12 protein-coding genes and 2 pseudogenes are annotated in these 19,865 nt (G+C 56.0%); 7 read left to right on the forward strand and 7 right to left on the reverse strand.

The features are described from left to right. The 7 genes from parE to BCA33_RS14085 all read right to left on the reverse strand — a co-directional run. Nucleotides 1-1,621 (reverse strand): DNA topoisomerase IV subunit B (parE, locus tag BCA33_RS14055; protein WP_071266813.1); only part of this gene is annotated, 1,621 nt, incomplete at its 3' end. A gap of 214 nt (nucleotides 1,622-1,835) precedes the next feature. After that, on the reverse strand, nucleotides 1,836-2,351 hold the full coding sequence (locus BCA33_RS14060) for a protease complex subunit PrcB family protein (RefSeq protein ID WP_071266815.1): 516 nt from the start codon (nucleotides 2,349-2,351) through the stop codon (nucleotides 1,836-1,838). Continuing rightward, entirely contained in the window at nucleotides 2,351-5,062 is a 2,712-nt protein-coding gene (locus BCA33_RS14065) for a S8 family serine peptidase (RefSeq protein WP_083394766.1), read from the reverse strand. The genes BCA33_RS14060 and BCA33_RS14065 overlap by 1 nt, the downstream gene beginning before the upstream one ends. Before the next feature lie 155 nt (nucleotides 5,063-5,217). Next, entirely contained in the window at nucleotides 5,218-7,269 is a 2,052-nt protein-coding gene (locus BCA33_RS14070) for a TRAP transporter large permease subunit (RefSeq protein ID WP_071266819.1), read from the reverse strand. Between the two features lie 15 nt (nucleotides 7,270-7,284). Then, the gene (locus BCA33_RS14075; protein ID WP_071266821.1) at nucleotides 7,285-8,295 is read right to left on the reverse strand and encodes a putative solute-binding protein; all 1,011 of its coding nucleotides are present in this window, start codon (nucleotides 8,293-8,295) and stop codon (nucleotides 7,285-7,287) included. Nucleotides 8,296-8,360: 65 nt separating this feature from the next. Next, the gene (locus BCA33_RS14080; protein WP_071267025.1) at nucleotides 8,361-9,425 is read right to left on the reverse strand and encodes a hypothetical protein; all 1,065 of its coding nucleotides are present in this window, start codon (nucleotides 9,423-9,425) and stop codon (nucleotides 8,361-8,363) included. Between the two features lie 271 nt (nucleotides 9,426-9,696). Then, nucleotides 9,697-10,311: a TetR/AcrR family transcriptional regulator gene (locus tag BCA33_RS14085; RefSeq protein ID WP_254774414.1), complete on the reverse strand. Its 615-nt coding sequence runs from the start codon at nucleotides 10,309-10,311 to the stop codon at nucleotides 9,697-9,699. Nucleotides 10,312-10,466: 155 nt separating this feature from the next. Here BCA33_RS14085 and BCA33_RS14090 point away from each other — a divergent pair. From BCA33_RS14090 to BCA33_RS14120, 7 genes and pseudogenes are all read left to right on the forward strand, one after another. After that, nucleotides 10,467-12,262, forward strand: a pseudogene (locus BCA33_RS14090) (acyclic terpene utilization AtuA family protein). A 23-nt stretch (nucleotides 12,263-12,285) separates the two neighbouring features. Continuing rightward, nucleotides 12,286-13,151 (forward strand): annotated as a pseudogene (locus BCA33_RS14095) (SDR family oxidoreductase). A gap of 10 nt (nucleotides 13,152-13,161) precedes the next feature. Further along, nucleotides 13,162-14,778 (forward strand): acyl-CoA carboxylase subunit beta, encoded by a 1,617-nt coding sequence (locus tag BCA33_RS14100; RefSeq protein WP_071266825.1) that lies wholly within the window; start codon nucleotides 13,162-13,164, stop codon nucleotides 14,776-14,778. A 97-nt stretch (nucleotides 14,779-14,875) separates the two neighbouring features. Continuing rightward, nucleotides 14,876-16,036 (forward strand): citronellyl-CoA dehydrogenase, encoded by a 1,161-nt coding sequence (gene atuD, locus BCA33_RS14105; RefSeq protein WP_071266827.1) that lies wholly within the window; start codon nucleotides 14,876-14,878, stop codon nucleotides 16,034-16,036. 49 nt (nucleotides 16,037-16,085) lie between these two features. Further along, entirely contained in the window at nucleotides 16,086-16,907 is an 822-nt protein-coding gene (locus BCA33_RS14110) for an enoyl-CoA hydratase/isomerase family protein (RefSeq protein WP_071266829.1), read from the forward strand. 153 nt (nucleotides 16,908-17,060) lie between these two features. Further along, nucleotides 17,061-19,031: an acetyl/propionyl/methylcrotonyl-CoA carboxylase subunit alpha gene (locus BCA33_RS14115; protein ID WP_071266831.1), complete on the forward strand. Its 1,971-nt coding sequence runs from the start codon at nucleotides 17,061-17,063 to the stop codon at nucleotides 19,029-19,031. Further along, entirely contained in the window at nucleotides 19,028-19,855 is an 828-nt protein-coding gene (locus tag BCA33_RS14120) for an NAD(P)-dependent oxidoreductase (RefSeq protein WP_071266833.1), read from the forward strand. Before BCA33_RS14115 ends, BCA33_RS14120 begins: the two co-directional genes overlap by 4 nt. The last annotated feature ends 10 nt before the right edge of the window (nucleotides 19,856-19,865 follow it).

The raw sequence follows: 19,865 nt of genomic DNA on the forward strand, positions 1-19,865 counted from the left end.
CGAGTGCGTAGAAGGTTTCCTTACCCAAATCCACACGGTAGAGCGGCGGCATGGCAACAAACACATGGCCTGCGGCGACAACCGGCCTGAAGTGTTTAAGGAACAGAGCACATAATAAAGTGGCAATGTGCAGGCCATCAGAGTCTGCGTCGGCAAGAATGCAAACCTTGTTATAGCGCAGGCCAGAAAGCTGGTCTGAATTGGGGTCCACGCCGATGGCCACGGCAATATCATGAATTTCCTGAGAGGCTAGAATTTCGCTGGAATCTACTTCCCAGGTGTTCAGGATTTTTCCACGCAGGGGCATGACTGCCTGAAACTCGCGATCGCGGGCCTGCTTGGCGGAACCGCCAGCGGAATCCCCCTCTACCAGAAACAACTCAGAGCGGGCGGTGTCGCCACCGGAGCAATCCGCAAGCTTCCCAGGCAAGGCTGGGCCAGAGGTCACCCGTTTACGGGCCACTTTTTTGCTAGCCTTCAGCCTACGCTGGGCGTTACTGATAAACAGTTCCGCCAACGCTTCAGCCACATCGGTATGCTGGTTCAGCCACAGACTGAAGGCATCCTTGACCACACCGGAAATAAACCCTGCTGCCTCCCGTGACGACAAACGCTCCTTGGTCTGCCCCGAAAACTGCGGCTCCTGCATTTTGAATGAGAGCACATAGGCTGCCCTCTCCCAGATATCCTCTGGAGACAACTTAACACCCCTTGGCAGCAAGCTACGAAATTCGCAAAATTCGCGCATGGCCTCCAGAAGGCCTGTTCGCAAACCGTTTACATGGGTGCCTCCCTGAACCGTGGGGATCAGGTTAACGTAACTTTCCATGACCGCCTCACCGCCTTCCGGAAGCCACTGAATGGCCCAGTCAACGGCTTCGTTTTTACTGGAAAAGCTGCCTATAAACGGCTCTAAGGGAATGACCTCAATATCTACCAGAGCGGTGCGAAGATAGTCCCGGAGCCCATCTTCATAGAACCACTCATCCTTTTCACCGGTTTTTTCCTGTTTAAAGGTCACTGTCAGGCCGGGACAAAGCACCGCTTTAGCCCGAAGGTTATGGCGCAGGCGGCTCACAGAAAAATTGGGGCTGTCGAAATACGTTGTATCCGGTGTGAACTTGATGCGCGTGCCGGTGTTGCGTTTGCCAACGGTATCGATAACTTCCAGCTCAGAGGCCTTATCGCCATTGGCAAATGTCATGCGATGAAGCTGGCCGTCGCGCTTTACGGTTATCTCAAGATGTTTAGAAAGCGCATTCACCACCGAAACGCCTACGCCGTGCAAACCACCCGAAAAGTTGTAATTACCCTGTGAGAACTTGCCGCCGGCGTGCAGCCGCGTCAGGATCAGCTCAACACCGGGCAGCCCCTCCTCCTTGTGAAGATCAACCGGCATTCCCCGGCCATCATCTTCAACACTCAAAGACCCATCTGCGTAAAGCACAACATCAATACGGCGGGCGTGGCCTGCCAAAGCCTCATCCACACTGTTATCAATCACTTCCTGGGCCAGGTGGTTTGGACGGCTGGTATCTGTGTACATGCCTGGGCGTTTACGCACCGGGTCCAGGCCACTCAGTACTTCAATGGCATCGGCGTTGTATTGTTGCTCGCTCATAGGATGGACGTGACTCCGCAGGAAGAAAAATTCGTTCCCATAGCTTAGGGATTCGCAGCCAAAGATCAACGGCTGATTACTGTTAGTGCGAGCTGGTGCTATGGGGTGCTTATCATCGGCGGGTTTTCGCGAGCCGCTCGATCATTTGTCGGTGATGCTTGAATATCTGGAAAGTGGGTTCGATACGCCGCCAAGTAATTCAAATACAGTGGCCTCAGGGCTTAAAAACCAGCTCCCTGTCTCGGACACCTGATACCCGGATTTCAGGCCATTCAGTAGCCGGAACCGCAACCACCACACAGGGCGACGTAATCGCCTGTGTGGTCATCATTCCGGGCGCAGGCGAGCGAACAGCCATGGATAACCGTAAGGCGCTTTTTGTGTTCTCTGCAGAAGCTGAAGCCAGGCTGACACTGAAACCACCTGTTGGCTTTTCTCCCAGAGTGACAAACAGCAGGTGCTCCTTCTCAAGATTCACCTGTCGTAATTGCTGAACAGCCATATTCTGTGCGGGCAGTTCAAGCAACTGCTGTAATCGCTCGGGGGTCTGAGCATAAGCCAGTCCAGGGCCCGATAGACCACAATGGGCAGACTGGGTAACTTGTCGTGCCAAAGGCGCATGCGGTTTATCTTCGACAATGTCTGAAGACACGCACCCACCCAGCAATGCGAACCCTGCCAACACACAAACCACAGGCACGCCTGCAAATATCTTTCTGAATACTGCCATCAACGCTCTGCTCCAATAAGTTTGGGTGCTGGCTCGCTGCCTGACGTGCTCTGCCCACGCCCCTGCATTAGCTTGTAACCCTTGAAACCGGTGCGGGGCAGTATATTCGGTGTGGCAGCCGATGCCGCCGGGCGGGAATAGCTGGTTGTCATTTCTATGCCGGTTACAGATTTCTCCGGGCTGATTGTGATTTCCTGCCGCAGCCCGGCCACCGGGTACTCCGCGCAGGCTTCGCCAGCATGACAAATCAGGCCATCATTATCCAGATCGGATCCGGCAACCAGAATGTAATTACCTGGCGGAACCTCATCTAGTCTTTTTGGCTCAACGCCGTCATCAGGCACAAATGTAAACCGGTAGTGTCCGTTCTCGGCCACCACAGTCGTCTGGGCAACCGTGGTGTAGAAGCCATCCTCGGGCTCGGGGCTCACCAGCAAAACAAAATGCCGGCCTGCATCCCGTGCCTGCTGATCCGTCACCCGCTGGCCTATCACAGGGATTTCCAGCCGGCGGGCCTCGTCACTTCTATACTCCACAACAACAGGCGCGCGTGCCGACACCCCTGGTTCCAGTTCATCCGGAAGCAGCGTTAAAGTGATAAGAAACTCTGTGCCAAAAGCGCCGCTGGCCGGAGCGGAATCCAACCGCACCCAGGGAGCATTTACAGAGACAGAATCAATGGTGATGCCGCCCGGATTACTGCCATATACGTTCAGCTTCACATTCGCAGAAGCCCCCCCTTCCGAGGACAGGCTCACGATGGCGGGCGAAGACCCCAAGAGATTTGGCACCATAGCCGTTGAAGCCGCCAGGGCCGATTTTCCGGCATCCAGAAGGCCCCAGCCCAGGTCATTGGTCTTGGGACACGATTCAAGGCCGCAGTCCTGGTAGGTTAACTCTCCAGCCATTAACAACGCATTCAGCCTTTCAAAATCCAGCCCTGCATTGAGGCTTTTCATCAACGCAAACACGGCGGACACGTGAGGCGCCGCCATGGACGTACCCTGCAAGCCAATGTAGGTTTCCTTCGGCGTGCCGTTTATCAGGCTGGCACTGGTACTACTGACCAGATCGCTACGGCCATCAGCGTTGCCATCACGGCTGGCATCACCGCCGGGCGCGGCCAGATCAATCCAGTCACCAGAGTTCGAATAGGTTGCCAACACACCGGCCCCATCTACGGCACTTACGGAAAACACTCTGTCGTAAGCAGCTGGGTAGGACGCCGTCGTGGAAGCCGAATTGCCCGCCGCCGCAACAAATATAACGCCTCGGTTGGCCCCGTCGTTAATAGCATCTCTCAACTGTGGCTGGAAAGGGAGCCCGCCCAGGCTTAAATTAACGATATCGGCGCGAGGCTTTCCGCTAACCGGACCGGCAACCCAACGCAGAGCCGCCAGCAGATCCGCTGATGAGCCTGTACCACCCTCACCCAAAACCCGCACAGGCAGCAGCGAGGCATTATATGCAACACCGGCCCCGCCCGCGCCGTTTACCGCCGCAGCGATGGTGCCCGCTACGTGGGTACCATGAAACACGCTGGTTCCAACCGCATTTCCGGGATCCGAAGGATTACTGTCACGGCCCGGCGTACCATCATTATCAAAAGCTTCCGATACAAAGTCGGTGTCTGCAGGCAAAGGCTGAACAACGTTCGCATTCAGTTCGCTGTGCCAGTTTCCCGGCGCTCCGTATAATCCTGTGTCCATCACTGCAACAGACACACCAGCCCCACCATCACTGGCTATCTGCCATGCGATGGGAGCATTCACCAGCTCGTAATGCCATTGCTGCCCAACTGACGGGTTGTTATAAAGAGGCTCACTCACCGGTGTTGGCGCCATGGCCCGCATGGTGTAGTTGGGCGTAGCCGAGACAACGTCCGGGTGCGTATTCAGTGTCCGGATCCAATCAAGAGTCGACTCCTTCGCTTTCATCCCGTTGCTGCGAACCGTCTGTGGCGGTGCTTTTACCAGCCAGACACCCGGAGACAACTCCATTTTGGGCTCCATGCTCCCTTGCGGCACAGATGAACGCATCGACGCCTGGCTCTTATCCTGCCGGAGCACAACAATTGCTTCGGCGTCAGCAAATTCATGGTCTGGCCAGTCGAACCCGGCAGTCAACGCGCTGCCAACTGCGGATGTTGAAAGAATATAGAGCATAGGCTGAGGTCCCGATGCCTCCACCCTCAGGCTATAGGTGCCTGCGGTTTCGGTATCCGGTAATGAAATCCGAACTGGGTCTGACTGGCTGCCAGTGGACACGACCTCTACAGCACGGCCGCCGCTTAGTAGGGTCAGGGTCAACGGCGAGGGTCCCTGAATGGTAGAGAACGGCCGAAGGGAAATGCTCTGCCCTTCGCGCAGAGACAAGGAGAAGGTATCAACAGGATCTGCCGGGAAGACGCTTCCGGAGAGACCGCCCACGCTGGCGTACCTTCCGTTACGGGCACTAACGTAACCCGCAAGAATGAATTCCTGGGGCAGAAGCTGGGGCCCGGGGAGCGGAGACGGATTCAGCGCCAATGTGTCCGCACTGTCTGCATCTACCCGGGTTCCGGTTTCAATGGCTATGCTTCCCGAAAGCGCAATATTGGCGGGCGTTGGCTCCATGCTTCCAGAGCTTCCGTCGCAGCCCCACAGAGCGGCGAGCAGACTCACCAGAATGGAATACCTGAAAAGCATCGTTGCCTTTGAGTCAGCCGACATCGACAGTAACCTCTGTTTTTTGATCAGACTACAAGTATACGCTTCCCGAGGTTCGCCGGATGTTAAGGATCGCGCAAACACACCGACTTGGTTTCCGAGATTAAAAAAGCCGCCTCAGGACATTCCGGAGACGGCTTTGATTGCGCGGGTAAACCTTAGGTCGCGTAGAACAACATGGGTACGAAGGCCACCAGCAACAGCGTTGGCCCCATTACCGCTATGGGCAACAACAACCGCTCGTAGCGATGCCAGAAAGACCCAACACGCTCGGCCGCCAGCACTTCGCTCTCACCTACAACCTGCCGGGTAAGCAAGTGGTTCAGCGCCACTGGCGGGCTGAGATAGCCCAGCTCAAACGCTACCAGGCAAACAATCCAGAAGTGTAACGGGTCAATGCCCAGCTGAATCGCTGGCTGTGCAACGGTTGCAGAAACCAGAATCACTGCGCCGAAGGGATCCATCACCATACCTATGGCCGTCAGCATAACCACAATCACCAGCATCGCAAGCCAAGGGCTGGTCAGGTGTTCCGGGAACAGAACCTGAACGATATCAGAGCGCTCGAGAATGCCTCCCAGACAAATGGAAAAGCCGATCAAGGCCAGCAAGGCGCCAATATGCACGGCAGAATCGCTGGCTGCTGCGCAGCTGCGGCCCAGGAACGCTTGCATGCGGGTTTCACTGCCTTCCCGGCTGCTGCTGTCGGCATCAAGAAACACCAGGGCCAGCATCACGATAGGCAGGATCAACGGTGCACTGTATTCGTTAAACGACAGGCCAAGTACTGCATAAATGGCGAATATGACAGCTACCGCCAGGCCTACATAAGGCAACAGTGGTTTAAGCTGTTGCAATGAGGCCTTCAGGGCACCCGGGGCCGGGCGCGGCCGCCAGTTGCCTTCTGTTTTGCACACAATTACCGTGAACAAAGAAGCCGACATGATAAACACCCAGAAGCCCCATTCGTACATCTCGGTGGTGGTAACTTCCTTGTTCAGTGCCGCAACCACCACAATCAGCAGGCAGGGGTTGAGCACTACACCCAGGCTTCCCGACATGGCTGTAGTGGCCAGAGCCAGTTGCCGCCCAGCCCCGGCCCGGCGCAACTCATCGTATACAACACCACCAACAGCAAGAATGAAGATGCCCGAGGCACCGGTAAACGCCGTTGGAAACGCAGTCGCAAAGATAATAACCGACGCCAGCATGGGTGCAGGCAGGTTGTAAGGCTTGATAACGTTCAGCAACAGCTCTGGCAAGCGAGTCTGCTTCAGAACCATACCCACCAGAACATAGAGCCCGATATTGATAAACATCGAGGACAGGTTGGACATCATGCCGAAGTATATAGCGAGCCCTGAAGCGTACCCATCCACAAAGAAAAAGTAGCTCATGGCAATCAGACCCATGGTGCAATATAGCGGCACCACCAAACCCGAGGACAGCGCCAGCCCGCCAGCTCTTATGTGTTCGGGGACTTTCAGAAAACGCAAGGCATTGATTACCATGAACAGGCCGAAGACACCCGCCCAGGCATACTGGAGTACGATCGTAGACTCTGCCCCAGGTGAGCTGGCCAACCGGCCAAGGTAGGCATTCATCGAGAACACCATCATGCCATTAACCATGAACTGTACAGCTTGACTTAGGCGCCACTCTGAACGGTTTCTGGGCAATCGCAGTGCAATGTGATCGGCATCCATCGCTGCCACTGCCGCAGCCATCGCAAAGATGGCGATGAACAGGTACTTGGTCAGCCCAATGTTATCAAGTAGAAACGTCGCCAGCCCCTGCTCAAAAGCCTTAAAAGCGCCCAGTGCGGGCGTGGCCTGCTCCGCATTTTTCTGGTATGCGGCATGTTTCTGGGCGCACAGCGCAAGATTTCGCTCAAGTGAGGTGCGAATGGCCTGAGGGTTAGGCGGGGAATCAAAGAGATCGTCCGGATCCGGCTTATACGCCTCTACCCGCTTGCGGACTTCCGCATCCACATTCATCTCCAGACGACAGGAGGGTTCTGTGGCATCCGGGTTCAGCAGATAATAGTTTGGCCATGTCTGCTCGCCAACCCAGAGCAGACGTGAGTGAAGTGAGTTACCCATGCCCAGGATCAGGGTGAAAAACAGCAGCAATAAAAGAATGGCCCCGTGCACTCTATGCACGGGGTAAAGCGCTCTTGCAGCCGGGGCGGTTAATGCTCGCCAGTTCATGCGAAATCCGCCCTGTTATTCCCGGTTATCCGAGGTGCACTCCGAAGCAGAGGGGTTACTGGCGCAGCGAATCTTGCTCAGCAGACCCAACATTTTTGGGTGATACACATCAGGCGCACCGTTGAGGCCGTCGCGCATTTCAATCCGGTTCTGACGGAACATTTCCTGATATCCCTGAATGTCTTTTTCAGGAATGCGAATCCACTTTTCTTCAGGGATGGCCTCTTCTTGCTTGTTGATCAGGTTCATCGCTTGCGGATACATACCCCACGCCACCTGCCGAGCAGCCTGGGCGGTTTCATCGTCCAGAACCCCTTCACGAGCGACAACCTGAATAGTAAGCTGCGCCAAGGGATAATCCACAATTCCGCCTTTTTCACCCAAGCCTTTGTAGAGCTCAAGCGCCTCGTACGCGAAGGCCGGTGCGTATGCAGTATCAACAGAACCGTTATTAAACTTGCCGGCAAAGTTGGTGATATCTGAGGGCACCACCGTTGCCTTAACAAAGTTCACCATATGAATAGCGTCTTTCTGGTAGTCCAGCGTCGCCATACGCTTGCCGGCCAAATCCCCCGCCGTATCCATGCTGCGGTCGTTTACAAACAAATACCCGGCGCCGGCAGGCACAATACCTAATACTTCATAACCATCCTGCTTCATAAGGGGCGCAGCTTTGGGTTGAGCCAGTGTCGCCAGAAGCGTTTCAAGGTCGTCATAGGTAGGAAGTGCGCCAACAGCACTCACCGTTCCCGTGAAGCGGTTAAATGGCCGGGTACGGAGGTCCGTCGCGGCAACTGCGTCACATTGGCCGGCGTTGAAGTCACCCACGGCAACACCTTCATCGGTGTAGGGCTTCAGATCAAAGTCTACTCCGTGAGATTTCATCTCCAGCGCATAGTCCTTAACCATGTTAAACATGTCACCGTTTGCACCAATCACATCAAACACACACATTTTTACGGTCTGAGCCGACGCCAACGGCGCTATTGCAGCGAGTGTCAGGGCAGCAAGGGATTTGCGGATCATAACGACCTCCGGGTCATTTTTTTATTTATATTGGGTTCACGAACACGGGGCTTGGACTTGCCCGATTAGAGCAGTCCATCCAGGCTCATGGTTTCCACGTTTTCGTTATTGCGTTCCGGGCTCATTTTCCCGAAGAACGCCTGCGGCGTGCGGTAACCGTATTCAGCTGTCCAGTATTTGTCTGAAGAAAACCGGATGATGTATTCAGCCACATGGTCAACCAAGCGATACTCGTCCCACACCTCAATGGTATCTTCAGCTTCTGTAAAGCGGCGAATGACATCAGCCAGAACGTCAGTGCGACCGAACGTTTCCGCAGCCACTGCCTCAAGAGCCATTGACGCGCGCATACCCACTTTCACGCCGGTAGCGGAACTGTTTTCAAGCACTTTCCAGGGATCGGGGGACAACTCGGGGCGGGTGTCTGGCAACAGCAGCCAGACCATAGCGCGAACGGCGTTGGGCAGCCCGCCTGTTTTTGCGTTATCAACGCAGGTTGCCGCGCGCTCTGCCTGAGGCGCTATGTTACGTGGTATTCCTGCCCGAGCGCCCGAGTTAGCATCATTTACAACTGCCTGCAAACCCGTCAGCAAACCAAGCAGGAACGTCATCTCGTCCTGCTCATCAAACAGAAACGGACAATCCAGGGGTTCTTTGGCAGGATCAAAATCATAGGCCGCCATGGCTCTGCGGAATGCCAACAAACGGCGCTCAGCCGTGAGGGCGTATAGGCGCTTGGACCGTTCGCGAGCGTCTTTGGCAACTGGCACATTGCCCTCATAATCTGCCCGCAAGTAGGCAAGCTCGGCCTCCCAGGCTTCATACTCCATACAATTGGCAGCTAACAGCATCAGTAACGACCCAGTGGTATCTGGTGCGTCGTTAATCCGCGAAAAGGAATAGAGCAAGGGATCAATGCCTTCCCCAAGGGCGCATGCCATTTCCGGGTCGGACATCTGCATGACGTAAGGCGTGGCCTCACCCTCGGAATAACCCGCCAGTACAAACCCCGTGGTCTTATAAACGGGGTTTGCGGAACAGCCAGCAAACAAGACTGCCGTTGCCAATAAAACCAGTTTACTGCGTACCGCCGTCAGACGGCCCACATGAGTTGCCAGTATGGACATCATTAATTCACCCTGCTTTGCTTTGTTTTTATCAGCATGGAACACAGTCGGTTCTGCCGTTCCGGTCGCAAGAGTGCGTTGAAAGGTGTCCTACAAGAATGGCTCGTTTGCCGATTCCCTCATGCCGATCAGGCCAATGGTCTGACATTTAATGGGCGTTCGGGAAACATTTTTATTTAAAACAATGACTTCAGAAAAACGAAAGCCCGGGCGCACTGGAAGATTAAATTACGAATAGATTACCGATGCTCACGAGGATCTGCCGGCTGCAATGCTAGCCCAGGCCAAGCATTGCAACTACCTGGTCGGTCAAACCATCTTGAGTCAAACCACCGCGATCGGGGCGATACCAGGTCACGGTCCAGCTCAGCGCACCCGTCAGCATACGGCGCACCACAAATGGATCGGCGTTCAGTGCGCCCTCTTCTTTAAGGCCACTCAACACATCCAACCATAAGGCTTCGTAAATATCCCGAAGCTCCAGCACTTCGGCCTGGGAGGCATCAGACAAACTGCGCCACTCAAACACCAGAACGGCCATAGCCTCTCCAGTTTGGCCATTAATCGATTCCAACTCTGCGCTCACCAGCGCCCTCAATTTCTCACGGTTGGAATCGGCGGCACTCATCGCTGCCTGCATAACGGCGGTGTTCAACCTGATGGTTTCAACCATAACCGCTTTAAGTATTTCTTCTTTGGTACGAAAGTGATGAAAAAGGCTCCCGGACTGAATGCCCACCGCAGCTGCCAGATCTCTCACGGTGGTGCGCTCATACCCCTTATCACGAAATAGGCGAGCGGCTTCTCGCAGAAGCCTACCGCGGGCACTTTCCGGATCTGAAACCAGATTATCGGCAATGAGTGACTGAAGAATTTTGTCTTGGTTCACGGGCAGATCCAGCGGCTTTAAAAGAGCCGACATTTTACCTGAAATTTATTCATTTACAAACCAAGCGCTTGCTTGGTATTGTCTGGCTAACGGTTCAACAGTTGCCGGCACACATTCGTGACACCCAAGGCAACACAGCTACAGGATGCACAGACATGACGAATTCACCGAACACTATCCGGATTGGCTGTTCCTCCGCTTTCTGGGGCGACACCGAAACGGCCGCAGCGCAGCTGGTTCACAAAGGTGAGATTGACTATCTGGTGTCCGATTACCTGGCCGAAGTCACCATGTCGATCATGGCGGGCCAGAAGATGAAAGACCCGGGCCAGGGCTATGCGCGAGATTTCGTTGAAACGGTTATGGGCCCCTTGCTCGCTGACATCAAAGCAAAAGGGATTCGCGTACTGACCAACGCCGGCGGCGTGAACCCGGTAGCTTGCCGCGACGCGTTGCAAGCATTGTGCAAAAAGGCCGGTGTAGACATGAAAATTGCTCTGGTACTCGGGGATGATCTACTGCCCCAGAAACAGGCCTTGAGCAAAGCTGGCATTACCGAAATGGCCTCTGGCGCGCTATGCCCGCAATGATGGTTAGCCTTAACGCCTACCTTGGCGCATCTGGTTTAGCGGCCGCTCTGGATCAGGGCGCAGACATTGTGCTTACTGGTCGAGTGGTAGACAGCGCGTTGGTGCTCGCCCCCCTGGTTCACGAATTCGGCTGGGGCTGGAGGGATTACGACAAACTGGCGCAAGCCAGCCTTGCCGGCCACCTGCTGGAGTGCGGAGCGCAATCTACCGGCGGCAACTTTACAGACTGGGAAGAGGTTGCTGAAGGCTTCGCGGATATGGGCTTCCCGATTGCAGAAGTAAGGGCAGATGGCGAGTTCGTTATAACCAAGCCCGAAGGCACTGGCGGAAAGGTAAGCCGTGGCACAGTCGCTGAGCAATTGGTTTACGAAATTGGCGATCCCCGCGCGTATTTGCTGCCAGATGTAACCTGCGACTTTACCGAGGTTGAGCTGATAGAAAGTGGGCCAGACCGTGTAACGGTTCGCGGCGCCCGTGGCTTACCGCCAACCGACAGCTACAAGGTATCTGGCACTTGGCCGGATGGCTTCAAATGCACCGCAACCTTCCTGCTTGCAGGCATTGATGCCCCGAAAAAAGCCCAGGCAGTGGCTGAAGCCATTCTCACGAAAACATCACGCCTGTTCCAGGAGCGCGGCCTGCCGGACTACACCGAAACCAGCATCGAACTGCTGGGTACGGAAACCACATACGGCAAGCAGGGTCGCGGCCAAGGCAGCCGGGAAATCATTGTCAAAATCAGCGCGGCCCACACAAAGAAAGGAGCGTTGGTGCTTTTCTCCCGAGAGATCGCACAAGCAGCTACCGGCATGGCACCTGGTCTGACAGGCATTGTCGGTGGGCGACCAGCCGTTTGGCCCAAGATCCGTCTCTATTCTTGCCTGGTTTCCAAGAGCGATGTAACGGTTTCTGTTGATTTGAACGGCCAGGCAACACCCACTGCTGTCGATTCCGCTGGTGGCTTCCAGCCCGGTCTGATCAAGGACCAAGCCTCAATTGAAGGCGCATCGGCGACCGATACCACCGTACCTTTGATTGACTTGGCTTGGGCGCGTAGTGGTGATAAAGGCGACCACAGCAACATTGGCGTTATTGCGCGCAAACCGGAATTCGTTCCATTTATTGCTGCGGCATTGACTGAACAGGCCGTTGCCGAGTGGATGTCCCATACACTGAATCCGGAAACCGGCAAGGTTACTCGCTGGACATTGCCCGGGCTCCACGCATTCAACTTCCTGCTGGAGCAAAGCTTAGGCGGGGGCGGCGTTGCCAGCCTGCGCATTGATCCGCAAGGCAAAGCCTTTGCCCAGCAGTTACTGGAATTTCCGGTGCCAGTGCCCTCCGGGCTGGTTTGCGCCTGAACATTGAATAAGGTTTTTAAACTATGAGCTATCAATCCGTTTTTCGCCCGGACCTATTCAAGGGTCAGACATTTATCGTAACCGGCGGAGGTTCCGGCATCGGCCGCTGCACCGCCCATGAACTCGCCTCGTTAGGCGCCCAGGTTGCGCTGGTCGGCCGCAAAGCCGAAAAAGTTGAAACCGTAAAAGCAGAAATACTTGAGGACGGCGGCATCGCCTCGGCGCATGTCTGCGATATCCGTGAAGAAGAATCTGTAAAAGCCACCGTGAAAGCGATTATTGCAGAACATGGCGGCTTGAACGGCGTGGTTAACAACGCAGGGGGCCAATTCCCCTCCCCGCTGGCCGGCATCAACCAAAAGGGCTGGGAAACGGTGGTGCGCACCAACCTCACCGGCGGTTTTTTAATGGCAAGAGAGGCCTATACCCAAGCGCTATCCAAAACCGGCGGCGCATCGTGAACATCGTGGCCGACATGTGGGGCGGTATGCCGGGCATGGGGCATTCAGGCGCAGCAAGAGCTGGCATGGTGAACTTCACCCAGACAGCCGCTGTGGAATGGGGCACCTCTGGCGTTCGAGTAAATGCGGTTGCGCCAGGCTGGATTGCTTCCAGTGGCATGGACAACTACCCAGAGCACATGAAGCAATGGATTCGCAGCCTTGGCGACAACGTACCCATCAAACGCATGGGTACAGAATCGGAAATAAGCTCAGCTATCTGCTTCTTGCTGAGCCCAGGCGCATCATTTATCAGCGGCGATTGCCTGCGCATTGATGGCGCAGCGTCACAGGGCGGACGGGTATGGCCGTTTCCCAAGGCCAAGAATAACGAACCGTACAACGGTTTTCATCGGGCAGTCACACCAAAAGTGCTCAGCGAGGATTGAGGAAACTCTTATGCAAACACTGGAAACCAGCGTTAATCCGCAATCCGACGAGTTCCGTGGCAACGTCGAAGCCATGAATGCGCACATACAGACGTTCCGGGAAGTGGAGCAGAAGGTGCTTGACCTGGCAGAAGCCGCACGGGAAAAGTTCACCAAACGCGGAAAGCTATTACCCCGGGATCGCATTAATCGATTGTTGGATCGTGGCACACCGTTTCTGGAGCTTTGCTCTCTGGCGGGCTACAAGATGCACGACGACAAAGACGGCAGCCTGGCTGGTGGCAACATCATCGCCGGCATCGGCTCCGTCAGCGGCATTCGCTGCCTTGTAGTCGCCAGCAACAGCGCCATTAAAGGCGGCACGATCACCCCGGCGGGCCTGGACAAAACCTTGCGCCTGCAGCAGATCGCCAAAGAGAACAAACTGCCGGTTGTCTCCCTGTCGGAGAGCGGCGGTGCCAACCTGAACTACGCCACGGATATTTTTGTACAAGGCGCGCGCGGTTTCGCCAATCAGGCCCGCATGTCTGCGGCCGGGCTCCCACAGGTTACCGTGGTGCACGGCAACGCCACCGCCGGCGGCGCCTATCAGCCGGGTTTGTCTGACTACGTAATCGCTATCCGCGGCCAAGCTAAAATGTTCCTGGCCGGCCCCCCACTGCTGAAAGCCGCAACCGGCGAAATAGCCGATGACGAAGAACTCGGTGGTGCAGAAATGCACGCCCAGGTTGCCGGTACCGTTGAATACCTGGCTGAAGACGACGCCGACGGTATCCGCCAGGCCAGAAACATTATGGAAGCCCTGCCCTGGAACGAACAGCTCCCAGTACAGCGCGAGCTCAAATGGGACGAACCACTGCGCCCTGCAGACGAGTTGCTAGGTGTTATTCCCTCAGAATCCAAAAAGCCTTACGACGTGCGTGAAATACTGGCGCGCATTGCCGACAGCTCAAGGTTCATGGACTTCAAAAACGAATTCGATGACCAAACCGTATGCGGCACTATTCGCATCGAAGGCCACTCCGTAGGCATTATTGGCAACAACGGCCCAATCACCCCGGCAGGAAGCGCGAAAGCCGCCCAGTTCATCCAACTTTGCGACCAGGCTGGTACGCCCCTTCTGTTCCTGCACAACACCACAGGCTTCATGGTGGGCACGCATTCCGAGCAGAACGGCATCATCAAACACGGTTCAAAAATGCTTCAGGCCGTTGCCAACTGCAGGGTGCCAAAAGTCGCCATCGTGATCGGCGGCTCCTACGGTGCAGGCAACTATGCCATGTGTGGCCGCGGCCTGGACCCACGTTTCATCTTCGCCTGGCCCAACAGTCGAACCGCCGTAATGGGCCCAGCCCAAGCCGGCAAGGTGATGCGCATAGTGGCGGAGGACAAGCAGCGCCGAAGCGGCATAGAGCCAGACCCGAAAACCCTGGACTTCCTTGAACAGGCTACAGCCAAAAAACTGGAGGACGGTTCCACAGCCCTGTTCGGTACAGCCCGGCTCTGGGATGACGGCCTGATTGATCCACGGGATACACGGCGCGTTGTCGCTCTGGTTCTCGACGTGTGCCGCGAAGCCGATATCCGTCAATTGCGGCCCAATACATTTGGCGTGGCCCGGCTCTAGGGGTTTTCTGGAAGCCTGTCCACTCACCCGCCACCCAAACTTGCGAACCTGCTCCAACACTGGCAGGCAAGAACTAACTATCAGGAGTACAAAAAGAGTGAAATTCACAGCCGAACACGAAGCCCTGAGAAAAACCGTCCGCGATTTCGTGCAGAAAGAAATCAACCCCCACTGCGACGAATGGGAAGCAACCGGCCAGTTTCCCATTCACGAAGTATTCAAAAAGTTGGGCAACCTTGGCCTGCTGGGCATACAGAAGCCCGAGGAATACGGCGGCATGGGGCTGGACTACAGCTACAACCTCGTCGCAGCTGAAGAACTGGGCATGGCCAACTGCGGTGGCGTACCTCTGGCTATTGGTGTGCAAACCGACATGTGTACACCGGCCATTGCCCGTTTTGGTTCTGACGAACTGAAACGCACCTTCCTGGCCCCGGCTATTGCCGGCGACATGGTGGGCTGCATTGGCGTAAGTGAAGTAGGTGCCGGTTCCGACGTAGCTGGGCTGAAAACTACCGCCAAAAAAGACGGCGATGACTACATCATCAACGGCTCCAAAATGTGGATCACCAACGGTCCTCAGGCCGACTTTATTTGCCTGCTGGCTAACACCAGTGACGACAAGCCACACAAGAACAAATCGTTAATCGTGGTACCGATGAACTCCCCGGGCATCACCTTCAGCCCACACCTGAACAAGCTGGGCATGCGCTCCTCAGAGACCGCCCAAATTTTCTTCGACGATGTCCGTGTACCCCAGCGCTTCCGCATTGGTGCCGAGGGCACCGGCTTCATGATGCAAATGCTGCAATTCCAGGAAGAGCGCCTGTGGGGTGCTGCCAACGTTATCAAGGCGCTGGAAAACTGCATCGACCAGACGATTGAATACTGCCGCGAGCGCAAAACCTTCGGTACTCCACTGATCGACAACCAGGTTATCCACTTCCGCCTGGCCGAACTGCAAACCGAAGTAGAAGCCCTGCGCGCGCTCACATATCAAGCCTGCGAACTGCACATTGAAGGCAAAGACGTAACCAAACTCGCCTCCATGGCCAAGCTGAAAGCCGGCCGCCTGGGCCGTGAAGTTACCGACAGCTGCCTGCAATACTGGGGCGGCAACGGCTTTATGTGGGACAACCCCGCATCCCGTGCATTCCGCGATGTTCGGCTGGTGTCTATCGGCGGCGGTGCCGATGAAATCATGCTGGGAATCATCAGCAAGATGATGGGCATCCTGCCTGGCAAGCGCAAAGACTGAACTTCGGTGCCAGACCGGCAGCCCCAGACAATATTCTTGGAGTCGTTTTATGGAAACCTTGCCTCATTGCGAAACACTGCTTCTGGAAAAACAGGGGCCAGCACTGCACGTCACCATCAACCGGCCAGACTCCCGGAACGCCATGAGCCTGCAAATGGTGGCAGAGTTGTCCACAATCTTTACCGAAGTGGAAGCTGATTCCAGCATACGTGCCGTGGTCATCCGCGGTTCAGGCGGCCACTTCTGTGCTGGCGGTGACATCAAAGACTTGGCCGGTGCCCGTAGCCAGAAAACCGGCGAAGGCGAAGCTGACCCCTTCTACGTTCTGAACCGCGCCTTCGGGGCGATGATTCAGCAAGTGAACGAATCCTCCAAAGTCGTCATCGCCATCACCGAAGGGGCGGTAATGGGCGGTGGCTTTGGCCTGGCCTGCGTATCCGACGTTGCTATCGCGGGGCCCACAGCCAAATTCGGCATGCCGGAAACCTCCCTCGGCATCCTCCCGGCCCAAATTGCTCCGTTTGTAGTAGAGCGAATTGGCCTGACCCAGGCCCGCCGGCTTGCGCTGCTCGGCTTGAGAATCGGTGCGGAGGAAGCCTGTGCAATGGGCATCGTTCACCAGGTCGCATCATCAGATGTAGAGCTAAACGACATGCTGGCTCACGCTGTTGAGCGCGTTCGCAACTGCGCACCAAACGCCACGGCTCAAACCAAAGCCCTGCTCCACCGGGTTGGACACGAATCTATGAGCGGGTTACTCGACAGCGCGGCCGAAATGTTCGCCGCAGCCGTTAGAGGTGGTGAAGGCAACGAAGGCACCATGGCATTCATGCAGAAGCGTGCCCCAGCCTGGGCAGACGAGACCCACTGATTGCGGAGCGAGTTAGGGAGGAAGAGGGGCTCCAGAAAATGTTGGAGCCAGGGACGGCCGGAAACAAGCGCACATGGATGTGCTCGTAGCGGTTTTCTGGAGCCCCTCTTCCTCCCTAACTCGCGGCCCTGCACCGAACAAGAGACCAGCACAATGCTAAAAAAACTACTAATAGCGAACCGGGGCGAAATTGCCGTCCGCGTTATTCGCACCGCCAAAGCCCTGGGATACCGCACCGTCGCCGTTTACTCCGAGGCTGACGCCAATGCCATGCACACCGAACTGGCAGACGAAGCCGTTTGCATAGGCCCGGCACAAGTATCCGCGTCTTACCTGAATGCCGACGCCATACTCGCTGCTGCCCGCAAAACAGGCGCCGATTGCATCCACCCGGGGTACGGCTTCCTCTCCGAGAATTCGGGCTTTTCAGATGACTGCAAAGAAGCCGGCATCGTATTCGTAGGCCCCCCAGCGGGCGCCATCGAACTCATGGGCAGCAAGCGGCGCTCCAAAATCGCCATGCAAAAAGCCGGCGTGCCTGTTGTTCCCGGATACGAAGGCGACAACGCCAACGACGACGAACTTATTGCTGCCGCGGCTGACATCGGCTACCCGCTGATGATCAAAGCCTCTGCCGGCGGCGGTGGCCGAGGCATGCGCCTGGTGCACAGCGAATCCGAACTGGCCGATAACATCAAACGGGCACGCTCCGAATCCAAGCAGGCCTTCGGTGACGACGAACTGATTCTGGAAAGAGCGGTGATCGAACCCCGCCACGTAGAAATTCAGGTTTTTGCCGATCAGCACGGCAATGCCGTTTACCTGGGCGAGCGGGACTGTTCCGTGCAGCGGCGCCACCAGAAAGTGGTTGAAGAAGCACCCTCACCCTTCGTGACCCCCGAACTCCGGGCCTCCATGGGCGAAGCCGCTGTTAAAGCCGCTCTCGCCTGTCATTACGAAGGTGCTGGAACCGTCGAATTCCTCGTCGACAAAGACCGTAACTTCTACTTTTTGGAAATGAATACTCGCCTGCAAGTAGAGCACCCGGTTACAGAACTGATCACCGGGCAAGACCTGGTGGCTTGGCAGCTCACAGTTGCCGAAGGTCTGCCACTACCCCTGGCTCAGAATGAAATTGAATTGAATGGCCACGCCATCGAAGTCCGGCTCTACGCGGAAGACCCATCGAACGGCTTCATGCCGCAGACCGGCCCTCTGCATGTTTTCCAGCCGGCAGAAGGTGAAGGCCTGCGTTATGACACAGGTGTTCGCTCTGGCGATGAAGTTACGCCGCACTATGACCCCATGCTTGCAAAAGTTATCGCCTGGGGTGAGAACCGGGATGAAGCACGCCGCCGTCTGATCCGTGCTCTGGAAGACACCACCGTTTTTGGTGTAATAACCAACCGGTACTTCCTCAGCCGCATTATCGCCGACAATACATTTGGTGCCGGTGAAGCAACCACGGCATTCCTGCAGCAGGCCTTCAGCGAAGACCCTTCACTGCAGCCAGCCAAACCAAGCATCCGCCAACTGGCACTCGCAGCCTGCGTACTGGCCCAGGGCTCCTCCGAAAAGGAGGCCTGGAGCAACGCACCAGCTACCAACACGCCTATGAAGCTGAACACCGGTGACGAAACGGTTGAGCTGCTGGTACAAAGCAGCGGTAACAAGCTTTCCTGTCGTCTGGGCGACGAGCGCCATGAATTGACTGTTACCAGCATGCAGAACGGTGTCTTATACATTATCGACAACGGCATTCGTCAGCGTTGCCAATATCACCGCGATGGGGATTCCCTATATTTACAGGCGTTCGGAGAGTCGTGGTCGGTCATTGATCTCACTCACCAGCCTGCGGCAGGTGCAAACGGTACCGGCAGCGGGCGCATTCAGGCCTCAATGGACGGCGCCATTATCGACGTCTTGGTAGAACCCGGCCAAACCGTTAGTCAGGGCGACACCCTCGTCATACTGGAAGCCATGAAGATGGAGCACCCGGTTAAAGCCGACTGTGACGGCGTCGTTGCTCAGGTTCTGACGAGCAAAGGTGACCAGGTCAAGCGCAATCAGTTGCTGGTGGAAGTGACCACTAGCGAAACGTCCGAACAGGAGAACGATAAATGAGCACATTGAAAAACCAAACCGTATTTATCACCGGCGCCAGCCGGGGCATTGGCCGTGCTATCGCCCTCGCCTGTGCCCGCCAGGGCGCGAACGTTATTATCGCGGCAAAGTCGGACACACCGCACGCCAAACTGCCAGGCACCATCCACACAGTAGCCGAAGAAGTTCGTGCGGCTGGCGGCCAGGCGCTACCTTTGGTACTCGACGTGCGCGATGAAGGCCAAATAAAGCAGCGTATCGATGAGGCCGCTGAGCACTTTGGTGGCATTGACGCCCTGATCAACAACGCAGGTGCCATTCGCCTGACTGGCGTGGAAAACCTGAAAGTCAGCCGCTTCGATCTCCTGCACCAGGTGAACGCCCGTGCGGTGCTTGCCTGCAGCCAGGCAGCCCTACCCTGGTTAAAAAAATCCAAGCGCGCCCACATTCTGAGCATGTCACCGCCGCTGAACCTCGATCCGAAGTGGTTTGCTCAGTTCGGGCCATATACATCTACAAAATACGCCATGACCATGATCAGCATCGGCATGGCTCAGGAATTCAAACGCTACGGCATTGCCGTTAACACCCTTTGGCCAAAAACGCTTATCTCCACCGCAGCCATTCAGCATGAAGCGGGCGGAGAGAAAATGATGGCCCAAGGCCGGACTCCTGAAATCATGGCAGATGCAGCGGTAAGCATCCTGAATCATTCCATGGATGAGATGACGGGGCAGAACCTGATAGACGAAGACGTGCTGCGCCAGGACGGCGTAACCGATTTCGAAGGCTACCGTTATGAGGTCAATGACAAGCCTTTGTTACCAGACCTTTACCTGGACTAGCCCTAACTTA

It is taken from the genome of Marinobacter sp. AC-23 (assembly GCF_001858325.1).
GTDB lineage: Bacteria > Pseudomonadota > Gammaproteobacteria > Pseudomonadales > Oleiphilaceae > Marinobacter.